We start from the raw sequence: 18,263 nt of genomic DNA, 5'->3' as shown, positions 1-18,263 counted from the left end.
GTCGCCATGAAAACCCTACGCTTGTCCTCCCGGCTCTGGCTGGCGGTGGCCGCCATCGTGGTGGCGCTGGTGGCCGTGGTGGGCGCCTCGGGCTACCGCTCGGCCAGGGCGCAGGCCGAGGCCGACGCGGCCGCGCAGCAGTCAGCGCGCAGCCTGCAGCTGGCGTCCCGCTGGATGGCGGCGACCGAACTCAACGCGGCGCGCACCCTGGCGCTGGTACTCAGCAGCGAAATGGCGGTGGAGCAGGCCTTCGAGGCCGACCTCGCCTCCACCAGCGAGCGCATCACCGAGATGCAGAAGGCGCTCGAAGCCATGCCGCTGCCCGGCCCCGCGCGCGAGCAGATGGCGCGCATCGCCAGCGCGCGCGGCGCCATGGCCCAGCTGCGGGCGCAGGCGCGGCAGCTGCGGGGCGAGAGCGATTACGACGGCGCCGCAAAGCTGGTCCTGCAGTCCCTGACCCCGGCCGTGCAGGCCTACCTGGGTACGCTGCGCCAGCTGGTGCAGCTGCTGGAGCAGCAGGCCGACGAGCGCCAGGCAGCCATGGCCGATGCCCGCATGGCCACCGTGAAGATGGCCGGCGTGGCCGTGGCCGCGCTGCTGCTGGCCATCATCGCCGGGGCGCACTTTCTCATCCGCAGCATCCAGCGGCCGCTGGCACAGGCCAACCGGGTGGCTGCGCGCATCGCCCAGGGCGAGCTGCGCGACCAGGGGTTGGAGGGTGCCGGGCGGGGCGACGAGTTCGGTGAGCTGCTGGCTTCGCTGGCGGCCATGCGCGAGGCGCTGGCGGGCATGGTGCGGCAGGTGCGCGGCAGCACCGACAGCATCGCCCTGGCCAGCGCCGAGATCGCCAGCGGCAACCAGGACCTGTCGGCGCGCACCGAGAGCACGTCCAGCAACCTGCAGCAGACGGCCGCGGCCATGGAGCAGTTCGCCAGCACCATCGCCCAGACCGCCGGTAGCGCCGCGCAGGCCAGCCAGCTGGCCGGCGGTGCGCGCGAGGTGGCGCTGCGCGGCGGCTCCGTGGTGAGCGAGGTGGTCTCCACCATGGAGGACATTCAGACCAGCAGCCACCGGATCGCCGACATCATCGGCGTGATCGACGGCATCGCCTTCCAGACCAACATCCTGGCGCTGAACGCCGCGGTGGAGGCCGCGCGCGCCGGCGAGCAGGGCCGGGGCTTTGCCGTGGTGGCGGGCGAGGTGCGCCAGCTAGCGCAGCGCTCGGCGTCGGCCGCGCGCGAGATCAAGGCGCTGATCGACACGTCCGTCGAGCGGGTCGGCAGCGGTTCGCGCCTGGTGCGGCAGGCGGGCAGCACCATGGACGACATCGTGCAGTCCGTGCAGCGCGTGGCCGACATGATCGGCGAGGTGACGGCGGCCGCCGCCGAGCAGAGCGCGGGCGTCGCGCAGGTCAACCAGGCGGTAGGGCAGCTCGACCAGATGACGCAGCAGAACGCCGCGCTGGTCGAGCAGAGCGCCGCCGCGGCGCAAAGCCTGCGCGAGCAGGCACAGCAACTGACGCAGGTGGTGGGCGCCTTCCAGGTGGAAGGGCTTCAGTCGCGCGGCCCTGTCTCAAGGTGATGGCTGAAACAGGCCTCAGCCCTTGTGGGACAAGGGTATGCAGCTATCGTAATGGGAGCTAAAGGCTGTCAGGCCAGTTCGGCGATCAGCTCGATCTCCACGCAGGCACCCAGGGGGATCTGCGCCACGCCGAAGGCACTGCGCGCGTGCTTGCCGGCGTCGCCGAACACTTCGCCCATCAGCTCGCTGGCGCCGTTGGTCACCAGGTGCTGCTCGGTGAAGTCGCCGGTGGAGTTGACCAGGCTCATCAGCTTGACGATGCGCCTGACGCGGTTCAGGTCGCCGCCGGTGGCCGCGTGCAGCGTGCCCAGCAGGTCGATCGCCACGGCGCGGGCGGCGGCCTGGCCTTCCTCGGTCGAGATGTCGCGGCCGAACTGCGCCGCCCAGGGCTTGCCGTCCTTGCGGGCGATGTGGCCGGAGAGAAACACCAGGTTGCCGGTCTGCACGTAGGGCACATAGGCCGCGGCGGGCACGGCCACGGGGGGCAGGGTGATGTCCAGCGCTTTCAGCTTGTCGTAGACGCTCATGGGAAGGCTCCAGAAAAAAGGAGCGCGGGCGCGCTCCTGCAAAAAAGGCAAGTGTTGCACAGGCCGGGCTGGCGGGCGCTGCGCCTGCCGGGGGCGCTGCGGGCGCCCTCTGCGCGCTCTCAGCCCAGCGCCGCCACCACGGCGTCGCCCATCTGCGCCGTGCCCACGCGGGTCGTGCCCTCGCTGTGGATGTCCGGCGTGCGCAGGCCCTGCGCCAGCACGCGCTTGACGGCGGCCTCGATGCGGTCGGCGGCCTCGGCCTGGCCCAGCGAGAAGCGCAGCATCATGGCCGCCGACAGGATGGTCGCCAGCGGGTTGGCCACGCCCTTGCCGGCGATGTCGGGGGCGCTGCCGTGGCTGGGCTCGTACAGGCCCTGTTTCCTGTCGTTGAGCGAGGCCGAGGGCAGCATGCCGATGGAGCCCGTCAGCATGGAGGCCTCGTCCGAGAGGATGTCGCCGAACATGTTGCCGGTGACGATCACGTCGAACGCCTTGGGTGCCTTGACCAGCTGCATGGCGGCGTTGTCCACGTACATATGTTCCAGCTGCACGTCGGGGTAGTCCTGGTGCACCTCGGTGACCACGTCCTTCCAGAACTGGAAGGTCTCCAGCACGTTGGCCTTGTCCACGCTGGTGACCTTCTTGCTGCGCTTCCTGGCCGCCTCGAATGCCACGCGGGCGATGCGCTCGATCTCGGGGCGCGAGTAGCGCATGGTGTCGAAGGCCTCCTCGGCGCCGGGAAAGTGCCCGTCGTCAGCCGTTCGCCGACCGCGCGGCTGGCCAAAATAGATGTCGCCCGTCAGCTCGCGGATGATCAGGATGTCCAGGCCCGCGACCAGCTCGGGCTTCAGGCTGCTGGCAGCCACCAGCTGCTCGTAGCAGATGGCGGGGCGGAAGTTGGCGAACAGGCCCAGGTGCTTGCGCAGGCCCAGGATGGCCTGCTCGGGGCGCAGCGGACGGTCGAGCGTGTCGTACTTCCAGTCGCCCACGGCGCCAAACAGGATGGCGTCGGCGCCCTGGGCCAGCTTCAGCGTGGCCTCGGGCAGCGGGTGGCCCGCGGCTTCGTACGCGGCGCCGCCGACCGGGGCGGCTTCCATCTCGAACTTCAGGTCCAGGGCGCCCAGCACCTTGACGGCTTCGGCAACGATTTCGGGGCCGATGCCGTCGCCGGGGAGAACTGCAATCTTCATGGTTTGACCTTTTTTTCGCTCTTGAATTGATAGCTGCCTGCCATTGACTGACAAGGAGTTGAGGCGGATTTTTTAAGAAACTACAGGAGATGATTGCGGCCGCTTTCCGGCTCTGCTTCCTCCCCCCTCGGGGGGAGGGCAGGGTGGGGGCCAGCCGCGGTAAATCAGCCAGCCGCGGCTGCATGAGCCAACCAGCCCCCATCCCCGCCTTCCCCAGAGGGGGAAGGAGAAAGAGGGTCGGCCCCTACGCCGCCATGGTGCGTGCCAGCCAGGGCTTGGTCGCCAGGCGCTCGGCCTCGAAGGCGGCGATCTTGTCCTTGTGCCGCAGCGTCAGGCCGATGTCGTCGTAGCCGCCCAGCAGGCAGTACTTGCGAAAGGCATTGACCTCGAAGGCGATCTCCTGGCCCTGCGGCTGCACGATGACCTGGCGCTCGAGGTCGATGGTCAGCTCGTAGCCGGGAAAGGCGAAGACCTCGTTGAACAAGCCGTCGACCACGCGCTCGGGCAGCACGATGGGCAGCAGGCCGTTCTTGAAGCAGTTGTTGAAGAAGATGTCGGCAAAGCTCGGCGCGATGATGGCGCGAAAGCCGTACTGCTCCAGCGCCCAGGGCGCGTGCTCGCGGCTGGAGCCGCAGCCGAAGTTCTTGCGCGCCAGCAGGATGCTGGCGCCGGCGTAGCGCGGCTGGTTTAGCACGAAATCCGGGTTGGGGCGGCGCGCGCTCTCTGGCACGCCCGGCTGGCCGGGCTGGTCCAGGTAGCGCCACTCGTCGAACAGGTTGGGCCCGAAGCCCGTCTTCTTGATCGACTTGAGGAACTGCTTCGGGATGATGGCGTCGGTATCGACGTTCTCCCGGTCCATGGGCGCGACCAGGCCCTTGTGAAGGGTGAATTGCTGCATGGACGCGGGGTTACTTGGCGACGCCCTGGATCTTCTCGCCCGCCTTCTCGATGCCGCGGCCGGTGGCTTCGCCCGCCTTTTCCAGTCCGCGGCCCGTGGCCTGGCCGGCCTTCTCGATGCCGCGCCCCGTCGCCTGACCGGCCTCGCGTGCGTCCTGTTTGGCGCCTTCCCAGGTGTTGCAGCCGGCAAGCGTCATGGCGGCGAAGCCGGCGATCAGCAGGGGGTTGAGAGCTTTCATAGTGGTTCTCCGGTAGGTGAGGAATGAAACAGAAAAAGAACGGTTACGCGAACTGCCGAATATCCACGAAATGGCCGTGAATGGCAGCTGCCGCCGCCATGGCGGGGCTCACCAAGTGCGTGCGCCCGCCCGCGCCCTGGCGGCCTTCGAAGTTGCGGTTGGAAGTCGATGCGCAGCGCTCGCCGGGCTCCAGCCGGTCGGCGTTCATGGCCAGGCACATTGAGCAGCCGGGCTCGCGCCACTCGAAGCCCGCGGCCTTGAAGACGATGTCCAGACCCTCGGCCTCGGCCTGCTCCTTGACCAGGCCCGAGCCGGGCACGACCATGGCCTGCTTGACGTTCCGGGCCACCTTCTGGCCGAGCTTTCTCACCACCGCGGCAGCCTCGCGGATGTCCTCGATGCGGCTGTTGGTGCACGAGCCGATGAAGACCTTGTCCACGAAGACGTCGATCAGTGGCTTGCCCGGCTCCAGGCCCATGTAGGTCAGAGCGCGCTCCATGTCGGTGCGCCGGGTGGCGTCCTTCTCCTTGTCGGGGTCGGGCACGCGCGCGTCCACGCCCAGCACCATCTCGGGGCTGGTGCCCCAGGTGACCTGGGGCACGATGTCCTCCGCGCGCAGCTCGACGATGGCGTCGAACTTCGCGTCGGGGTCGGAGCGCAGCGTCTTCCAGTAGGCGACAGCCTGGTCCCACTCCACGCCCGTGGGCGACAGGGGCCGGCCGCGCAGGTAGTCGATGGTCTTGTCGTCCACCGCCACCAGGCCGGCGCGGGCGCCGGCCTCGATGGCCATGTTGCAGACCGTCATGCGGCCTTCCATGGACAGGTCGCGGATCGCCTGCCCGGCAAATTCGATGGTGTAGCCCGTGCCGCCGGCGGTGCCGATCCTGCCGATGATGGCAAGCACGATGTCCTTGGCGGTGATGCCGGGCGCGGCGCGGCCCTCGACCTTGACCAGCATGTTCCTGGCCTTCTTGGCCAAGAGCGTCTGCGTGGCCATGACGTGCTCGACCTCGCTCGTGCCGATGCCGTGCGCCAGCGCCCCGAAGGCGCCGTGCGTGCTGGTGTGGCTGTCGCCGCAGACCACCGTCATGCCCGGCAGCGTGGCGCCGTTCTCCGGGCCGATGACGTGGACGATGCCCTGGCGCCGGCTCATGAACGGAAAGAACGCCGCCGCGCCGTGCTCGGCGATGTTCTTGTCCAGCGTCACGATCTGCTCGCGGCTGATGGGGTCGGCGATGCCGTCATAGCCCAGCTCCCAGCCGGTGGTCGGGGTGTTGTGGTCGGCCGTGGCGACGATGGAGCTGGTGCGCCAGACCTTGCGGCCGGCTTCGCGCAGCCCCTCGAAGGCCTGCGGGCTGGTCACTTCGTGCACCAGGTGGCGGTCGATGTAGAGCACGGCCGTGCCGTCTTCCTCGGTGTGGACGACGTGTTCGTCGAAGATCTTGTCGTACAGGGTGCGTCCCATGGCGGTCTCGTCTCGCAGGTTGGAAAAAGAAGGATCAGGCGATATCGGCGCCGGCCGGCGGCACCAGGTGCTCGGCCAGCAGCCGCGCGGCCGGCGGCAGGGTGGAGAAATCCCGCGCCACCAGGCACAGCGCACGCCGCGCCCAGGGCTCGTCCAGCGGCACGGCCACCAGGCGCCCCATGCCCTGCAGCAGGGCAAAGGCGCGCGCGGGCAGCAGGCCCACGCCCAGGCCGTTGTCGATCATGCGGCACATCGCGTCCAGGCCCGTGACCTGGATGCGCTGGCGCAGGGTCTTGCCGGCCTGCGCCGCCGCCGCCCGCATGGCCAGGCTGATGGAGCTGCCGGCGTGCAGGCCGACGATGTCGCAGTCCAGCACGTCTTCGAATTTGATAGCTGTAAGCCCGTTCAGGGCATGGGCTTGCGGCACGACCAGCACCAATTCGTCGCAGCGATAGGGGCGGCTTTGCAGGCCGTGCGCGGCCGTGCCCACGTGGCACAGCCCCAGGTCGGCCGAGCCCTCCTGCACGGCCTGCAGCACCTCGGGCGACAGGCGCTCGTGCAGGTCCACCTTGACCTGGCCGTGCGTGCGCGCAAAGCCCCCCAGATCCTCGGGCAGGAACTGCACGATGGCCGAGATGTTGGCGTGCATGCGCACGTGGCCGCGCACGCCGCCGGCGTACTCCGACAGCTCGCCCTGCATGCGCTCCAGACCGAACAGCACGTTGCGCGCGTGGTGCAGCAGGCTCTCGCCGGCGGGCGTCAGCGTCACCCCGCGGCTGTGGCGGTACAGCAGCGGCGCGCCCAGCGCGGCCTCCAGGTCCGACAGGCGCTTGCTCACGGCCGAGGGCGCGATGAATTCCTGCTGCGCCGCCCGGCCGATGCTGCCCGTCTCGCACACGGCAACGAACAGTTGCAGCGAGGTCAGGTCAATGCGGCGGGTGAAGCTGCGTTCGGGTTTCATGTGGGCTCGGGCGGGGCGGGCCTCTCGGGTCGAGAGGGTAGAGCGATTTTCCCTGATGAAAGCGCCCCGCGGGGTCTCGGACGGCGACGGCCGGCCTGCCAAAGCAGCGGGTCAGGCATCGCGCCTGGCGATGACTGCACGGCCGCGGCAGGCTGCGGCCGTCAGCGCCGGCCCGACGCTTCCTTGTACTGCGAGAGCAGGGTGATGACCTCCTCGGGCGTGCCCGAGTGCACGATGCGGCTGACCTCCTCCTGGCGCTGCTGGCCCTCGCGCAGGCTCCAGGCGACAAAGCCGCGGCTGGCGACGATGGAGCGGGCGTCGGGGTGCACGGCAGTAATGCGGCGAAAGTCCTGGTCGCGCCGCTGGCGGCTCTGGGCATCGGCCAGGGCCGGGCCGGGCCGCTCGCCGCCCGAGCGCAGCGCGGCCCAGGCCCGGGCCAGAGGACCGGGCGGGTCCTGCGCCGGGGCTTCGTCCAGCAGGGCGAAGGTGAGCGCCGCCCCGGTCAGCAGGACACCGGCCACCACCGCACGCCTGCGGCGTGCCGCGCCGGCGCGCAGGGCGTCCTGAGCCATGCGGTCCGCCGGGGGTGGGGGGGAGGGGGCTTTCCAGCCTGCCTGGGCGCCCTGGGGCCGGGGCGGCTCCTGGCTCGGCGGCGCGGCGGGACGGGGGGGCGGCTCCTGCCGATGCGGCGGCGGCTCGGGCCGAGGCGGCGGAGGCGACGGCGGCGTGGGCGGGGCAGCGCCGGGGCCCGGGGGCGCGAACGGGCGCCGGCGGCGCTCCTCATCCCGGATCCAGGCGTCGTGCTGCGCGCGCTGCCCCTCGTCCATGAGCACGGCGTAGGACGCGTTGATGGCCTGCATCAGCTGCTGCGCCTCCCCGTCGCCGGCCCATTTGTCCGGGTGGTATTTCTGCGCCAGCACCCGGTAGGCGGCGCGCACCACTTCGGGCGGCGCGTCGCGCGCCACCTTCAGCGTGTCGTAATGCGTGTGCAGCCCCGTGCCCGCAGCGTTCATGCGCTCCCCTTTTTGTCCTCATGCCCCACCAGGCGCTATTGTGTCCGCTAGCAGCGCAAGGGCGCGGGCAGGCACGGGCAGACGCGGGCAGGCGCGGGCGCTACAGCCCCAGCGCCTGCGCCAGCGCGTCCATGCGCTCCGTGACCGCCGGCTCCATGGCCAGGGTACGGCCCCACTCGCGCTGGGTCTCGCCGGGCCACTTGTTGGTCGCGTCCAATCCCATCTTGCTGCCCAGGCCCGGCACGGGCGAGGCGAAGTCCAGGTAGTCGATGGGCGTGTGCTCGATGATGAGCGTGTCGCGCGCCGGGTCCATGCGCGTGGTCATGGCCCAGACCACCTCGCGCCAGTCGCGTGCGTCCACGTCCTCGTCGACGACGATGATGAACTTGGTGTAGAGAAACTGGCGCAGGTGGCTCCACACGCCCATCATCACGCGCCGCGCGTGGCCGGCATAGCTCTTCCTGATGCGCACTACGGCCATCCGGTAGCTGCAGGCCTCCGGCGGCAGGTAGAAGTCCAGGATCTCGGGAAAGGCGCGCTGGATCAGCGGCACGAACAGCTCGGCGAGGGCCAGGCCCAGCATGGCCGGCTCGTCGGGCGGCTTGCCGGTGTAGGTGCTGTGGTAGAGGGCGTCGCTGCGCCGCGTCAACCGCTCCACCGTCATGACGGGGAACTCGGCGCGCTCGTTGTAATAGCCCGTGTGGTCGCCGTAGGGGCCTTCCATGGCGTGGCGCCAGCCGCTGGGGTGCGCGGCGTCGGGGTGGATGTGCCCCTCCAGCACGATCTCGGCGTGCGCCGGCACCGACAGCGGCACGCCCAGGGCAGGGGCGACTTCGGTGCGCGCGCCGCGCAGCAGGCCGGCGAACTGGTATTCGGACAGGCTGTCGGGCACCGGGGTGACGGCGCCCAGCAGGGTGGCCGGGTCGGCGCCGATGGCCACCGCCACCGGATAGGGCCAGCCGGGGTGCTGGCGGCAGTGCTCGGCAAAGTCCAGCGCCCCGCCCCGGTGCGCCAGCCAGCGCACGATCAGCTCGTTGCGCGACAGCAGCTGCTGGCGGTAGATGCCCAGGTTCTGCCGCGCCTTGTGCGGCCCGCGCGTGATGGTCAGGCCCCAGGTGACCAGCGGCGCCACGTCGCCCGGCCAGCAGTGCTGCACGGGCAGGCGGGTCAGGTCCACGTCGTCCCCCTCGAACACCACCTGCTGGCAGGGCGGGCGCCGCACCTCCTGCGGCAGCATGCGCCACAGCGCGGCCAGCAGCCCGCGCTGGCGCCACAGGCCGCCCGCGCCCTCGGGTGGCTGCGGCTCCTTCAGATCGGCCAGCACCTCACCGAAGGCGCGCACCTCGGCCAGGCTGGACACGCCCAGCGCCCGCGCCACGCGCGCGGGCGTGCCGAACAGGTTGGTGAGCACGGGCAGGCGGTGGCCCGTGGGGTTTTCGAACAGCAGGGCCGGGCCGCCGGCGCGCAGCACGCGGTCGCTCAGGGCGGTCATCTCCAGGTGGGGCGAGACGGGCTCGGTGATGCGGCGCAGCTCGCCTGCGGCTTCAAGAACGGCTAGGAAGCCGCGCAGGTCGCGGTAGTGTGTTTTCAAGAAAAATCCCGACGAACCCCAGCATTGGCGCCGGGTTTCAGCTATTCAAAAGAGAGCGATCCGTCATGCCTGCGGCGCCAGCCCCTGCCAGCGCGGGGCCAGCGCATGGGCGATGCCCAGCAGGTCCAGCGTGCGGCCCACGGTGTGCTGCACGATCTCCTCCACGCTGCCCGGGCGCTGGTAGAAAGCCGGCACGGGCGGGCAGACGATGGCGCCCAGCTCGGTCACCGTGGCCATGTTGCGCAGGTGCACCAGGTGCAGGGGCGACTCGCGCGCGAGCAGCACCAGGCGGCGGCGCTCCTTGAGCTGGACGTCCGCCGCGCGGGTCAGCAGGTTGTCCGACAGGCCGTGGGCAATGGCCGCCAGGGTGCGCATGGAGCACGGCGCAACCACCATGGCCTGCACCCCGAACGAGCCGCTGGCGATGCTGGCGCCCACGTTGGCGGCGTCGTGCACCACGTCGGCCAGCGCCTGCAGGTCGGCCGGCGCCAGGCCCAGCTCGTGCCCGAGCGTGCGCCAGCCGACGCCGGAGACGACCAAGTGCGTCTCGGCCGTGCCCAGCGCGCGCAGCGCCTGCAGCAGGCGCACGCCGTAGATGGCGCCGCTGGCGCCCGAAATGCCGACGACGATGCGCGCGCGCTCAGCCATGGCGGGCGGGAGCGGCCAGGGGGCGCGCCGCCAGGTCGTCCTCGATGTGCCGCAACACCTGGGCGGCCTGCTGCGCGTCGAAGTCCTGGTGCGTGCGCTTCTTCACGCCGTGCTCGTGCATCAGGTAGTGCCGCGCGGGCTCTACACCGTGGCGCGCCAGCACGCTCTTGACGCACACCAGCGGGCAGCCGTCGAGTGCGACGATGGGCCGGCCCGACGTGGCCAGCCGGACCAGCCTGGGCACGTCGCCGCCCACGCCGGCGATGCACGACATCTCGGCCGTGCCGCGCCGGTCCAGCTGCACGGCGACGTGGTTGGCCAGCTGCGCGGCGCTGGAGCAGCCGGAGCAGGAATAGACCAATGGCGGCAGGTCGGCCGGGGGCGCCTGCGTCATGGCCGGGCTCCGGGCCCGCGGGGCGCGGGTGGCAGCAGGCGCGCCAGTGCCGGTGCGCGGCGTGCCAGCACGGCGCGCGGCGCCCAGTGCGCGGCGTCGAACACGGGCAGCTCCAGCGCGTCCAGCGCGTTCTTCACCACCAGGCCCAACTCGGTGTCGCCCTCCATGAGCAGGCGGCGGTTGAAGAACAGCGTGTCCGGGTCCTGGCGGCGCTGCGCCAGCAGCAGGAAGTCCTGCGCGTTGGCGCAGATGGCCAGGTCGGGCCGGGCGTGTGGGGCGCGGGGGACGAAGCGCCCGCCGGCCCAGGTGAAGTCGAAGCCCACGCGCGCGTCGCGCACGCGGATCGCCAGGCGCCGGCCCTGCAGCAGCGCGCCCACGTCGGGCGGCAGCTGGGGCGCCAGCGCCCGGTTGAGGGCGGCCACCAGCAGGGCCGAGCCCGGGTAGGCCGGCAGGCGCGCAAGCAGCGCGCCCACGGGGCGGGGCAGGGTGTAGGCAGGGGCGGGGGCAGGGGGCATGGCGGCTCCGGCAAGCGGTGGGGCGGCGCGTGTGCGCTCAGGCGGGGGTGGCAAGGGGCTGCGGGGCGCCGGCCGGGCCGACCAGCTCCAGCCCGGGCCGGCCGTGCCAGTAGCCGTTGCAGGGCGGCGCGGGCAGCCAGGGGCGCAGCCGCTCGAGCGCGCCGGGGTCGGCCGCCGGCGCGCGGCGCGCGGCGTCGAAGGCCGCGATGACCTGTGGCATGTGCGCCGACTGCGGGCTCAGGCGCAGCACGTCCACCCCCAGCGCGCGCAGGCGGGGCACTTCCTGGATCAAGGTGTGCACGCGCGAGGACTGCGTCTGGATGCCGTTGAGCACCAGGAAGTCCTCGCCCTCGCGGGTGGACAGGACCTGGCCGTCGGGGTGCCGGAGGCAGGAAAAACCGCAGTCGTCCTTGGGCAGGTTGTAGTGGCGTGCAGTGAAGCAGCGCGCCGAGTAGGCCAGCGGCATGCGGCCGTGGGCGAAGACCTCGGTCTGCAGCGCTGGCCGGCGCGACGCCTGCAGCAGCGCCAGGTCGCTCTCGCGCATCTCCAGCGGCGCCACCCAGCGGCAGGCGCCCAGGCCCGCCATCCAGTCCAGCGCCTCGGCGTTGAACAGGTTGAGCTGCGCGCCGGCGACGAAGGGCCGCCCGGCCTGCGTGAGGGTCTGCACCGCGCCCATGTCGCCGGCCTCGACCAGGAAGCCCTCGCTGTCCTGCACCAGGCGGCGCATGGCGGCCACGTCGCTGGTGGACTCCAGCAGCACCAGGGTCGAGAGCACGGCCTGCTTGCCCGCGTCCCGCAGCATGCGCGCGATGTCCAGCCAGTCGCTGGCGCGCAGCTCGTGGCGGCGCGAGCACACGGCCTCGCCGACGTAGACGACGTCCAGCGCCGTCTCGGCCATGGCCTGGTAGAACTCGAACACCGTTTCGCGCGGCCAGTAGTACAGCAGGGGGCCCAGGGAGAGTTTCATCGTGGGACTTTGGATAAGAGGGGCGGGGACGGTTCCTTCGCCCCTTGGGGGAGAGGGTGGGGGCGAGGGGTGATTCGGGCGCAGCGCTCGGGTCTGGCGCCCTCACCCCCGCCCTCTCCCGCACGCGGGAGAGGGGGCACGCCCATGCCGGCTTGCTTCATTTCCATGGACGGTGATAGGCCCCCAGCGTGTGCTGCTGGCCTTCGGCCACCTGGTCTAGGCTGGCCATCCAGGCGGTCCGGGTCGCGTACAGGTGGCCCTGCGCCATGCAGTGGTCGATGGCCTCGCGCCAGACCTGCGTCACCTGCGCCACGTAGGCCGGGCTTCTCTGGCGGCCTTCGATCTTGAAGGCCCGCACGCCCATCTTCACGAGCTGGGGCAGCAGCTCCAGGGTGTTCAGGCTGGTGGGCTCCTCCAGCGCGTAGTAGTCGCGCTCGTCGCCGACGTCGAAGCGGCCCTTGCACAGCGTCGGGTAGCCCGCGTTCTCTCCCGGTGCGTAGCGGTCGATCAGCACGCCGTTCAGGCGCGACTCCAGCCCCCGGGGCGTGTCCTGCCAGCGCACGGCCCTGGGCGGCGAGCACACGCCGTGCGTGTTGGGCGATTCGCCCGTGGCGTACGACGACAGGGCGCAGCGTCCCTCGACCATCACGCACAGACTGCCGAAGCCGAAGACCTCGATCTCCACGGGCGTCCGCTGCACCACTTGGCGCACCTGTTCGAGCGACAGCACGCGCGGCAGCACCGCGCGCTGGACGCCGAACTGCGCGTGGTACAGGTTGATGGCGTCGTGGTTGGTGGCCGAGCCCTGCACCGACAGGTGCAGGCGCAGCCCCGGGTGGCGCTCGCAGGCGTAGCGCATCAGGCCCGGGTCGGCCAGGATCACCGCATGGATGCCCCAGGCGGCGGCGCGGTCCAGCGCCTGGCGCCAGGGCGCGGGGTTGGATGCCTGCGGATAGGTGTTGAGGGCCAGCAGCACGCGGCGCCCGCGCTCGCGGGCGTAGGCGATGCCGCTCTGGACGGCCGCCTCGTCGAAATTGAGCCCGGCGAAGTTGCGCGCGTTGGTGGCATCGCGCAGGCCCAGATAGACGCAGTCGGCGCCGTGGTCGATGGCGGCCTTCAAGGCCGGCAGGCTGCCGGCAGGGCAGACCAGCTCGGGGGCGGCGGTTGGGGTGTCGGGGGCGGCAGGAGCCATCGGTGCGATGCGGCGCCAGGGCGCCAAAGAAGAACCAGCCGTGCACCTTAAGACCCGGGGAAAACCCGCGGTCTGATCTGCCTCAAGGCCACCGGCCAATGCCCTAACAAAACACTCGGGTTTGACCCGGGGCCTGCGGAAGGGGCACCCGCGTTGGAAAAAACCGACACCACGACCGCCCTGCCAGGGCTACCTTCCGCCTCCATTCGTCACCGACTGGAGAGTTGACCCATGCCCAAGACCCTGATCGAGCCCTTCCGCATCAAAAGCGTCGAGCCCATCCGCATGACCACCCGCGCCCAGCGCGAGCAGCTGCTGGAGGAGGCGCACCTGAACGTCTTCAAGCTGCGCGCCGAGGACGTGCTGATCGACTGGCTGACCGACTCGGGCACCGGCGCCATGTCCAGCCGCCAGTGGGGCGCCATCATGGAGGGCGACGAGAGCTATGCCGGCGCGCGCAGCTACTACCGGCTGGAGAAGGTCATCCAGGACCTCACCGGCATGCAGCACTTCGTGCCCACGCACCAGGGCCGGGCGGCCGAGAAGGTGCTGTTTTCCGCCGTCTGCAAGGCCGGCGACCTGGTGCCCAACAACTGCCACTTCGACACCACGCGCGGCAACCTGGAGTTCATGGGCGTCACCGCGCAGGACCTGGTCATCGCCGAGGGCCTGCAGCCGGCGCTGCTGCACCCGTTCAAGGGCAACATCGACCTGGAGCGGGCCGAGGCAGTGCTCAAGGCCGAGGGCGCGCGCATCCCGTTCGGCATGCTCACCGTCACCAACAACACCGGGGGCGGCCAGCCGGTGTCGATGGCCAACATCCGGGCCTATGCCCAGCTCCTGAAGAAATACGGCAAGCCGCTGGTCATGGACGTGTGCCGCTTCGCCGAGAACGCCATGTTCATCAAGATGCGCGAGCCGGGCTACGAGAACACGCCCATCCCGGAGATCGTGCGCGAGATGTTCTCGTATGCCGACGGCGCCACCATGAGCGCCAAGAAGGACGGCATGGTCAACATCGGCGGCTTCATCGTGCTGCGCTCGGACGAGTGGCTGGACGGCGTGAGGAACGGCCTGATCATGATGGAGGGCTTCCCGACTTACGGGGGCCTGGCTGGGCGCGACCTCGAAGCCCTGGCCGTGGGGTTGCAGGAGGGCATGGAAGAGGACTACCTGCGCTACCGCCTGCGCACCGCCGAGTACCTGGGCGAGCGGCTGGAGGCGGCGGGCGTCAACTTCGTCAAGCCCACCGGCGGCCACGCCGTGTATATCGACGCACGCAGCGTGCTGCCGGACATGCCGGTCGAGCACTACCCGGCCTGGGCGCTGTGCAACGCGCTGTACCTGGAAGGCGGCATCCGCGGCGTGGAGATCGGCTCGGTCATGTTCGGCAAGCGGCTGGAGGACGGCACCGAGACCTTTCACAGCATGGAGCTGGTGCGCTTGGCCTTTCCGCGGCGCATGTACACGCAGAGCCACTTCGACTACGCCGCCGAGGTCATCGCCGAAGTCAAGGAAAAAGCCGCCAGCATCCGCGGCGTGAAGATCACCAGGCAGCCCAAATTCCTGCGCCACTTCACGTGCGAATGCGCCTGGGTCTGAGCCCGGCTCTGAAAGCGGGGCTGCTCAGCCCGGACGGTTGCCCGGCAGGTTGCGCTGCCGGCCCGGCTGCAGCAGCACCACCAGCGCGCCCGCGCCGCCGTCGAGCGGCCGCGCCTGCACGAAGGCCAGCACCTCTTTCTTCTGCACCAGCCAGCGCTGCACCCGGCCCTTGAGCACGGGCGTCCTGCCGGGCGAACCCAGGCCCTTGCCATGCACCACGCGCACGCAGCGCAGGCCGGTGCGGTGCGCCAGGCGGATGAACTCGCCCAGGGCCTCGCGCGCCTCGTCGGTGCGCAGGCCGTGCAGGTCCAGGTGGCGCTGGATGCTCCAGGCGCCCGAGCGCAGCTTGCGCGTCACGTCCAGACCCATGCCCGGGCGGCGAAAGCTCAGCTGGTCGTCCACGTCCAGCAGCGTGGTCACGTCGAACTCGTCGCTGATGGACTCGCGCAGCACGCGCGCCTCGTCGAGCTGGCGCTGCACCGGCACCGGCTCGGGCGGCTCGGCGGCGTGCCAGTGGCGCGCCTGCAGCCCCTTGAGCGGCTGCACCGGCCCCACGCTGTGGGCGAACAGCTGGCGTTCGGCGCGCTCGCGCCGCTCGGCCTCGGCGCGCAGGCGCTCGCGCTCGGCCGCCTCGGCCGCGGCCTGCGCCAGGGCGCGGCGCAGGGGCTTGAGGTCGGCAAAGGAGCGGACGGCGATGTGGGTGCGGGCGGGTGGGCGACCCGGGGCGGGGGCATTCATGGCGCGCGCCGGTTGTACCGCAACTGCCAAGCCCGCGGCGGGGGTCGCGGTATTGGCGCCGCGCCCCGGGCCAGGCCCCATGCCGGGCGCTACACCAGGCCCTGTTCGGCCATGGACAGCGAGGCCCCCGGCGCGACGATGATGTGGTCGAGCACGCGCACGTCCACCAGTGCCAGGGCGCTCTTGAGCGTCTGCGTGAGGGCTTCGTCGGCGCGGCTGGGCTGCACGCTGCCGCTGGGGTGGTTGTGCGCCAGGATGACGGCGGCGGCGTGGTGCTGCAGGGCGCGCAGCACCACCTCGCGCGGATAAACGCTGGTCTGCGTGAGGGTGCCGCGAAACAGCTCCTCCATGGCGATCAGCCGGTGCTGGCTGTCCAGGAACAGGGCGGCGAAGACCTCGTGCGTGCGCGCCGCCAGGTGCAGCTGCAGGTAGTGGCGCACGGCGCCGGGCGAGTCGAACACGGCGCGCTCGGCCAGCTGCTCGGCCAGCGCCCGGCGCGCCAGCTCCAGCACCGCCAGCAGCTCGGCGCGCTTGGCCGGACCCAGCCCCTTGATGCGCGCGAGCTCGCCCGCGTTCGCGTGCAGCAGACCGGCGATGCCGCCAAAGCCCCCGCCCGTGAGCTGGCCTGTGGCGCCGTCGCGTTCGGGCGGCGACAGCAGCTCGCCGGCCAGTTGCAGCACGCCTTTGCCGGCCATGCCGGTGCGCAGCACGATGGCCAGCAGTTCCGCGTCCGAGAGCGCGGCGGCTCCGCGCGCGAGCAGCTTCTCGCGCGGCTGGGCCTGGGTCGGCAGGTCCTTGAGGGGCATGGGGTTGTAGCCGTGTTCCTACAATGGCGGGCAGTTTATCCAGCCTTGTGCCACTTCCCCCGCCGCCATGACCGCATCCGCCGCTGCCGCCCCCACCGCCGACACGCCCGCCGTGGCAGAGGGTTCCTTCCTTACGCTGCACTACCGCCTGGCCGGGCCCGCGGGCGACGTCATCAACACCTTCGCCGACAAGCCCGCCACGCTCACCGTGGGCACGGGCGAGCTGTCGCCGGCGCTGGAGCAGCGCCTGATCGGCCTGCCCGAGGGCGCGCGCGCCACGTTCGAGCTGGCCGCGGGCGAAGCCTTCGGCGAGCGCAACCCGGACATGCAGCAGTGGGTGGCCCGCAAGCTGCTCGACGAGCTGGGCGACCCGCAGGAGGAATACCGCGTGGGCGACGTGGTGCAGTTCCCGACGCCCGACGGCAGGGGCCAGTACGCCGGCGTGGCCCTGCAGGTGCGCGCCGACGGCGCGGTGCGCTTTGACTTCAGCCACCCGCTGGCGGGCGTGCCCGTCACCTTCGAAGTCCTGGTCATCGGGGTGCTGTAAGCCATGCAGGACCCCCGTGAAATCCTCCTGGCCGAGCCGCGTGGCTTCTGCGCGGGGGTGGACCGCGCCATCGAGATCGTCGAGCGGGCGCTGGCCAAGTTCGGCGCGCCGATCTACGTGCGCCACGAGATCGTGCACAACACCTACGTGGTGAACGACCTGAAGGCCAAGGGGGCGATCTTTATCGAGGACCTGGCCGAGGTGCCGCCCGGCGCGACGCTGGTGTTCTCGGCGCACGGCGTCAGCCGCGCAGTGCAGGAGGAGGCCCGCGCGCGGGGCTTCTCCATCTTCGACGCCACCTGCCCGCTGGTGACCAAGGTGCACGTCGAGGTCGCCAAACTGGCCCGCGAGGGCTACGAATTCATCATGATCGGCCACAAGGGTCACCCCGAGGTCGAGGGCACCATGGGGCAGCTCGACGGCGGCATCCATCTGGTCGAGGACGTGCAGGATGTGGCGCGCGTGCAGCCGGCGCAGACCGACAGGCTCGCCGTGGTCACGCAGACCACCTTGAGCGTGGACGACGCCGCCGAGATCACCGCCGCCGTGCGCGCGCGCTTTCCACAGGTCCGCGAGCCCAAGCAGCAGGACATCTGCTATGCCACGCAGAACCGCCAGGACGCGGTCAAGCTGCTGAGCCCGCAGGTGGACCTGGTCATCGTGGTGGGCAGTCCCACCAGCTCCAACAGCAACCGCCTGCGCGAGCTGGCCGCGCGCATGGGCCGCCCGGCCTACATGGTGGACAGCGCCGATGAGCTGCAGCCCGGGTGGTTCGAGGGCGTCTCGCGCGTGGGCCTGACCGCGGGCGCCTCCGCCCCCGAGGTGCTGGTGCAGGAGGTGGTCCAGCGCATCAAGGCCCTGGGCGCGGTGGCCGTGCGCAAGATGGACGGTACCCCGGAGACGGTGAAGTTCCCGCTGCCCAAGGGTTTGAAGCTGGACGCTGCGCCCACGGCCTGAAGGCGATCCGGGGCCTGCTTCTTTTTTGGTAGCATCAAGCCCTTGTCCAGCAAGGGTTTTCGGCTGTTTTGGCGTGTCAACTGACACATTCATGCGCCGCCTGCCACGGGTGGTGGTGACAAGCCCTTGCACAATGCAGGTCTTCATACAATGGCCGCCCCTTCACACGCCGGGAGCCACGGGGCTCCCCGACCATGGAAATCGCCCTACTTTTTGCCCTCATCGTGCTCAACGGGCTGTTCGCCATGTCCGAGCTGGCCCTGGTGTCCGCGCGCCGTGCACGGCTGCAGCGGCTGATCGATGAGGGCGACAGCGGCGCCATCGCCGCCGCCAAGCTGGGCGAGGACCCGACGCGCTTTCTGTCCACCATCCAGATCGGCATCACCTCCATCGGCGTGCTCAACGGCATCGTGGGCGAGGCGGCGCTGGCCAA

General features: G+C 70.9%; 20 protein-coding genes. 5 read left to right on the top strand and 15 right to left on the bottom strand.

Annotated features, from left to right (window positions below; translation table 11 throughout):
- Positions 1-6: 6 nt before the first annotated feature.
- A complete protein-coding gene (locus tag RT051_RS09110) occupies positions 7-1,581 on the top strand; it encodes a methyl-accepting chemotaxis protein (protein WP_313075385.1) in 1,575 nt (524 codons plus the stop codon).
- A gap of 68 nt (positions 1,582-1,649) precedes the next feature.
- Here RT051_RS09110 and RT051_RS09105 read toward each other — a convergent pair whose 3' ends face one another.
- The 13 genes from RT051_RS09105 to RT051_RS09045 form a co-directional block, all read right to left on the bottom strand.
- On the bottom strand, positions 1,650-2,108 hold the full coding sequence (locus RT051_RS09105; RefSeq protein ID WP_313075382.1) for a RidA family protein: 459 nt from the start codon (positions 2,106-2,108) through the stop codon (positions 1,650-1,652).
- Positions 2,109-2,227: 119 nt separating this feature from the next.
- Positions 2,228-3,298: a 3-isopropylmalate dehydrogenase gene (gene leuB / locus RT051_RS09100; protein ID WP_313075378.1), complete on the bottom strand. Its 1,071-nt coding sequence runs from the start codon at positions 3,296-3,298 to the stop codon at positions 2,228-2,230.
- Positions 3,299-3,542: 244 nt separating this feature from the next.
- Positions 3,543-4,196 carry a 3-isopropylmalate dehydratase small subunit gene (leuD, locus tag RT051_RS09095; RefSeq protein WP_313075375.1) on the bottom strand — a complete coding sequence of 218 codons (654 nt, stop codon included), beginning with the start codon at positions 4,194-4,196 and terminating at the stop codon, positions 3,543-3,545.
- A gap of 10 nt (positions 4,197-4,206) precedes the next feature.
- Positions 4,207-4,434, bottom strand: a complete 228-nt coding sequence (locus tag RT051_RS09090; protein ID WP_313075372.1) for a hypothetical protein — start codon at positions 4,432-4,434, stop codon at positions 4,207-4,209.
- A gap of 43 nt (positions 4,435-4,477) precedes the next feature.
- Complete coding sequence (leuC, locus tag RT051_RS09085) at positions 4,478-5,899, bottom strand: 3-isopropylmalate dehydratase large subunit (protein ID WP_313075368.1); 1,422 nt, start codon at positions 5,897-5,899, stop codon at positions 4,478-4,480.
- Between the two features lie 34 nt (positions 5,900-5,933).
- Positions 5,934-6,860: a LysR family transcriptional regulator gene (locus tag RT051_RS09080; protein ID WP_313075365.1), complete on the bottom strand. Its 927-nt coding sequence runs from the start codon at positions 6,858-6,860 to the stop codon at positions 5,934-5,936.
- Positions 6,861-7,021: 161 nt separating this feature from the next.
- Complete coding sequence (locus RT051_RS09075; protein WP_313075361.1) at positions 7,022-7,873, bottom strand: J domain-containing protein; 852 nt, start codon at positions 7,871-7,873, stop codon at positions 7,022-7,024.
- 100 nt (positions 7,874-7,973) lie between these two features.
- On the bottom strand, positions 7,974-9,464 hold the full coding sequence (locus tag RT051_RS09070) for a UbiD family decarboxylase (protein ID WP_313075358.1): 1,491 nt from the start codon (positions 9,462-9,464) through the stop codon (positions 7,974-7,976).
- Positions 9,465-9,527: 63 nt separating this feature from the next.
- Positions 9,528-10,112: a UbiX family flavin prenyltransferase gene (locus RT051_RS09065; RefSeq protein WP_313075355.1), complete on the bottom strand. Its 585-nt coding sequence runs from the start codon at positions 10,110-10,112 to the stop codon at positions 9,528-9,530.
- Positions 10,105-10,506: a putative zinc-binding protein gene (locus RT051_RS09060; protein ID WP_313075351.1), complete on the bottom strand. Its 402-nt coding sequence runs from the start codon at positions 10,504-10,506 to the stop codon at positions 10,105-10,107. The genes RT051_RS09065 and RT051_RS09060 overlap by 8 nt, the downstream gene beginning before the upstream one ends.
- Positions 10,503-11,021: an SCP2 sterol-binding domain-containing protein gene (locus tag RT051_RS09055; RefSeq protein ID WP_313075348.1), complete on the bottom strand. Its 519-nt coding sequence runs from the start codon at positions 11,019-11,021 to the stop codon at positions 10,503-10,505. The genes RT051_RS09060 and RT051_RS09055 overlap by 4 nt, the downstream gene beginning before the upstream one ends.
- 37 nt (positions 11,022-11,058) lie before the next feature.
- Positions 11,059-11,988, bottom strand: coding sequence for a U32 family peptidase (locus tag RT051_RS09050; RefSeq protein WP_313075345.1), 930 nt, complete (start codon positions 11,986-11,988; stop codon positions 11,059-11,061).
- 157 nt (positions 11,989-12,145) lie between these two features.
- Positions 12,146-13,180: a peptidase U32 family protein gene (locus RT051_RS09045; protein ID WP_313075340.1), complete on the bottom strand. Its 1,035-nt coding sequence runs from the start codon at positions 13,178-13,180 to the stop codon at positions 12,146-12,148.
- A gap of 231 nt (positions 13,181-13,411) precedes the next feature.
- Between RT051_RS09045 and RT051_RS09040 the strand changes: the two genes are divergently transcribed.
- Positions 13,412-14,782 carry a tryptophanase gene (locus RT051_RS09040; RefSeq protein WP_313075338.1) on the top strand — a complete coding sequence of 457 codons (1,371 nt, stop codon included), beginning with the start codon at positions 13,412-13,414 and terminating at the stop codon, positions 14,780-14,782.
- A gap of 24 nt (positions 14,783-14,806) precedes the next feature.
- Here the strand turns inward: RT051_RS09040 and RT051_RS09035 are convergent, their stop codons facing one another.
- Positions 14,807-15,520 carry a Smr/MutS family protein gene (locus RT051_RS09035; RefSeq protein WP_313075334.1) on the bottom strand — a complete coding sequence of 238 codons (714 nt, stop codon included), beginning with the start codon at positions 15,518-15,520 and terminating at the stop codon, positions 14,807-14,809.
- Positions 15,521-15,609: 89 nt separating this feature from the next.
- Entirely contained in the window at positions 15,610-16,326 is a 717-nt protein-coding gene (gene radC / locus RT051_RS09030) for a RadC family protein (RefSeq protein ID WP_313075332.1), read from the bottom strand.
- Between the two features lie 67 nt (positions 16,327-16,393).
- On the opposite strand from radC, the gene RT051_RS09025 reads away from it, so the two are divergent.
- From RT051_RS09025 to RT051_RS09015, 3 genes are all read left to right on the top strand, one after another.
- Positions 16,394-16,873: an FKBP-type peptidyl-prolyl cis-trans isomerase gene (locus RT051_RS09025; protein ID WP_313075329.1), complete on the top strand. Its 480-nt coding sequence runs from the start codon at positions 16,394-16,396 to the stop codon at positions 16,871-16,873.
- Between the two features lie 3 nt (positions 16,874-16,876).
- Positions 16,877-17,830: a 4-hydroxy-3-methylbut-2-enyl diphosphate reductase gene (gene ispH / locus RT051_RS09020; protein WP_313075327.1), complete on the top strand. Its 954-nt coding sequence runs from the start codon at positions 16,877-16,879 to the stop codon at positions 17,828-17,830.
- Positions 17,831-18,024: 194 nt separating this feature from the next.
- Positions 18,025-18,263, top strand: a 239-nt coding sequence (locus tag RT051_RS09015; protein WP_313075320.1) for a CNNM domain-containing protein, incomplete at its 3' end; no start/stop codon positions are given.

The sequence above is a fragment of the Melaminivora sp. genome (assembly GCF_032059615.1).
In the GTDB taxonomy this organism is placed as follows: Bacteria; Pseudomonadota; Gammaproteobacteria; order Burkholderiales; family Burkholderiaceae_C; genus Melaminivora.
Note: the sequence above shows the minus strand (reverse complement) of the source record. Positions and strands in the feature narration are given on the sequence as shown.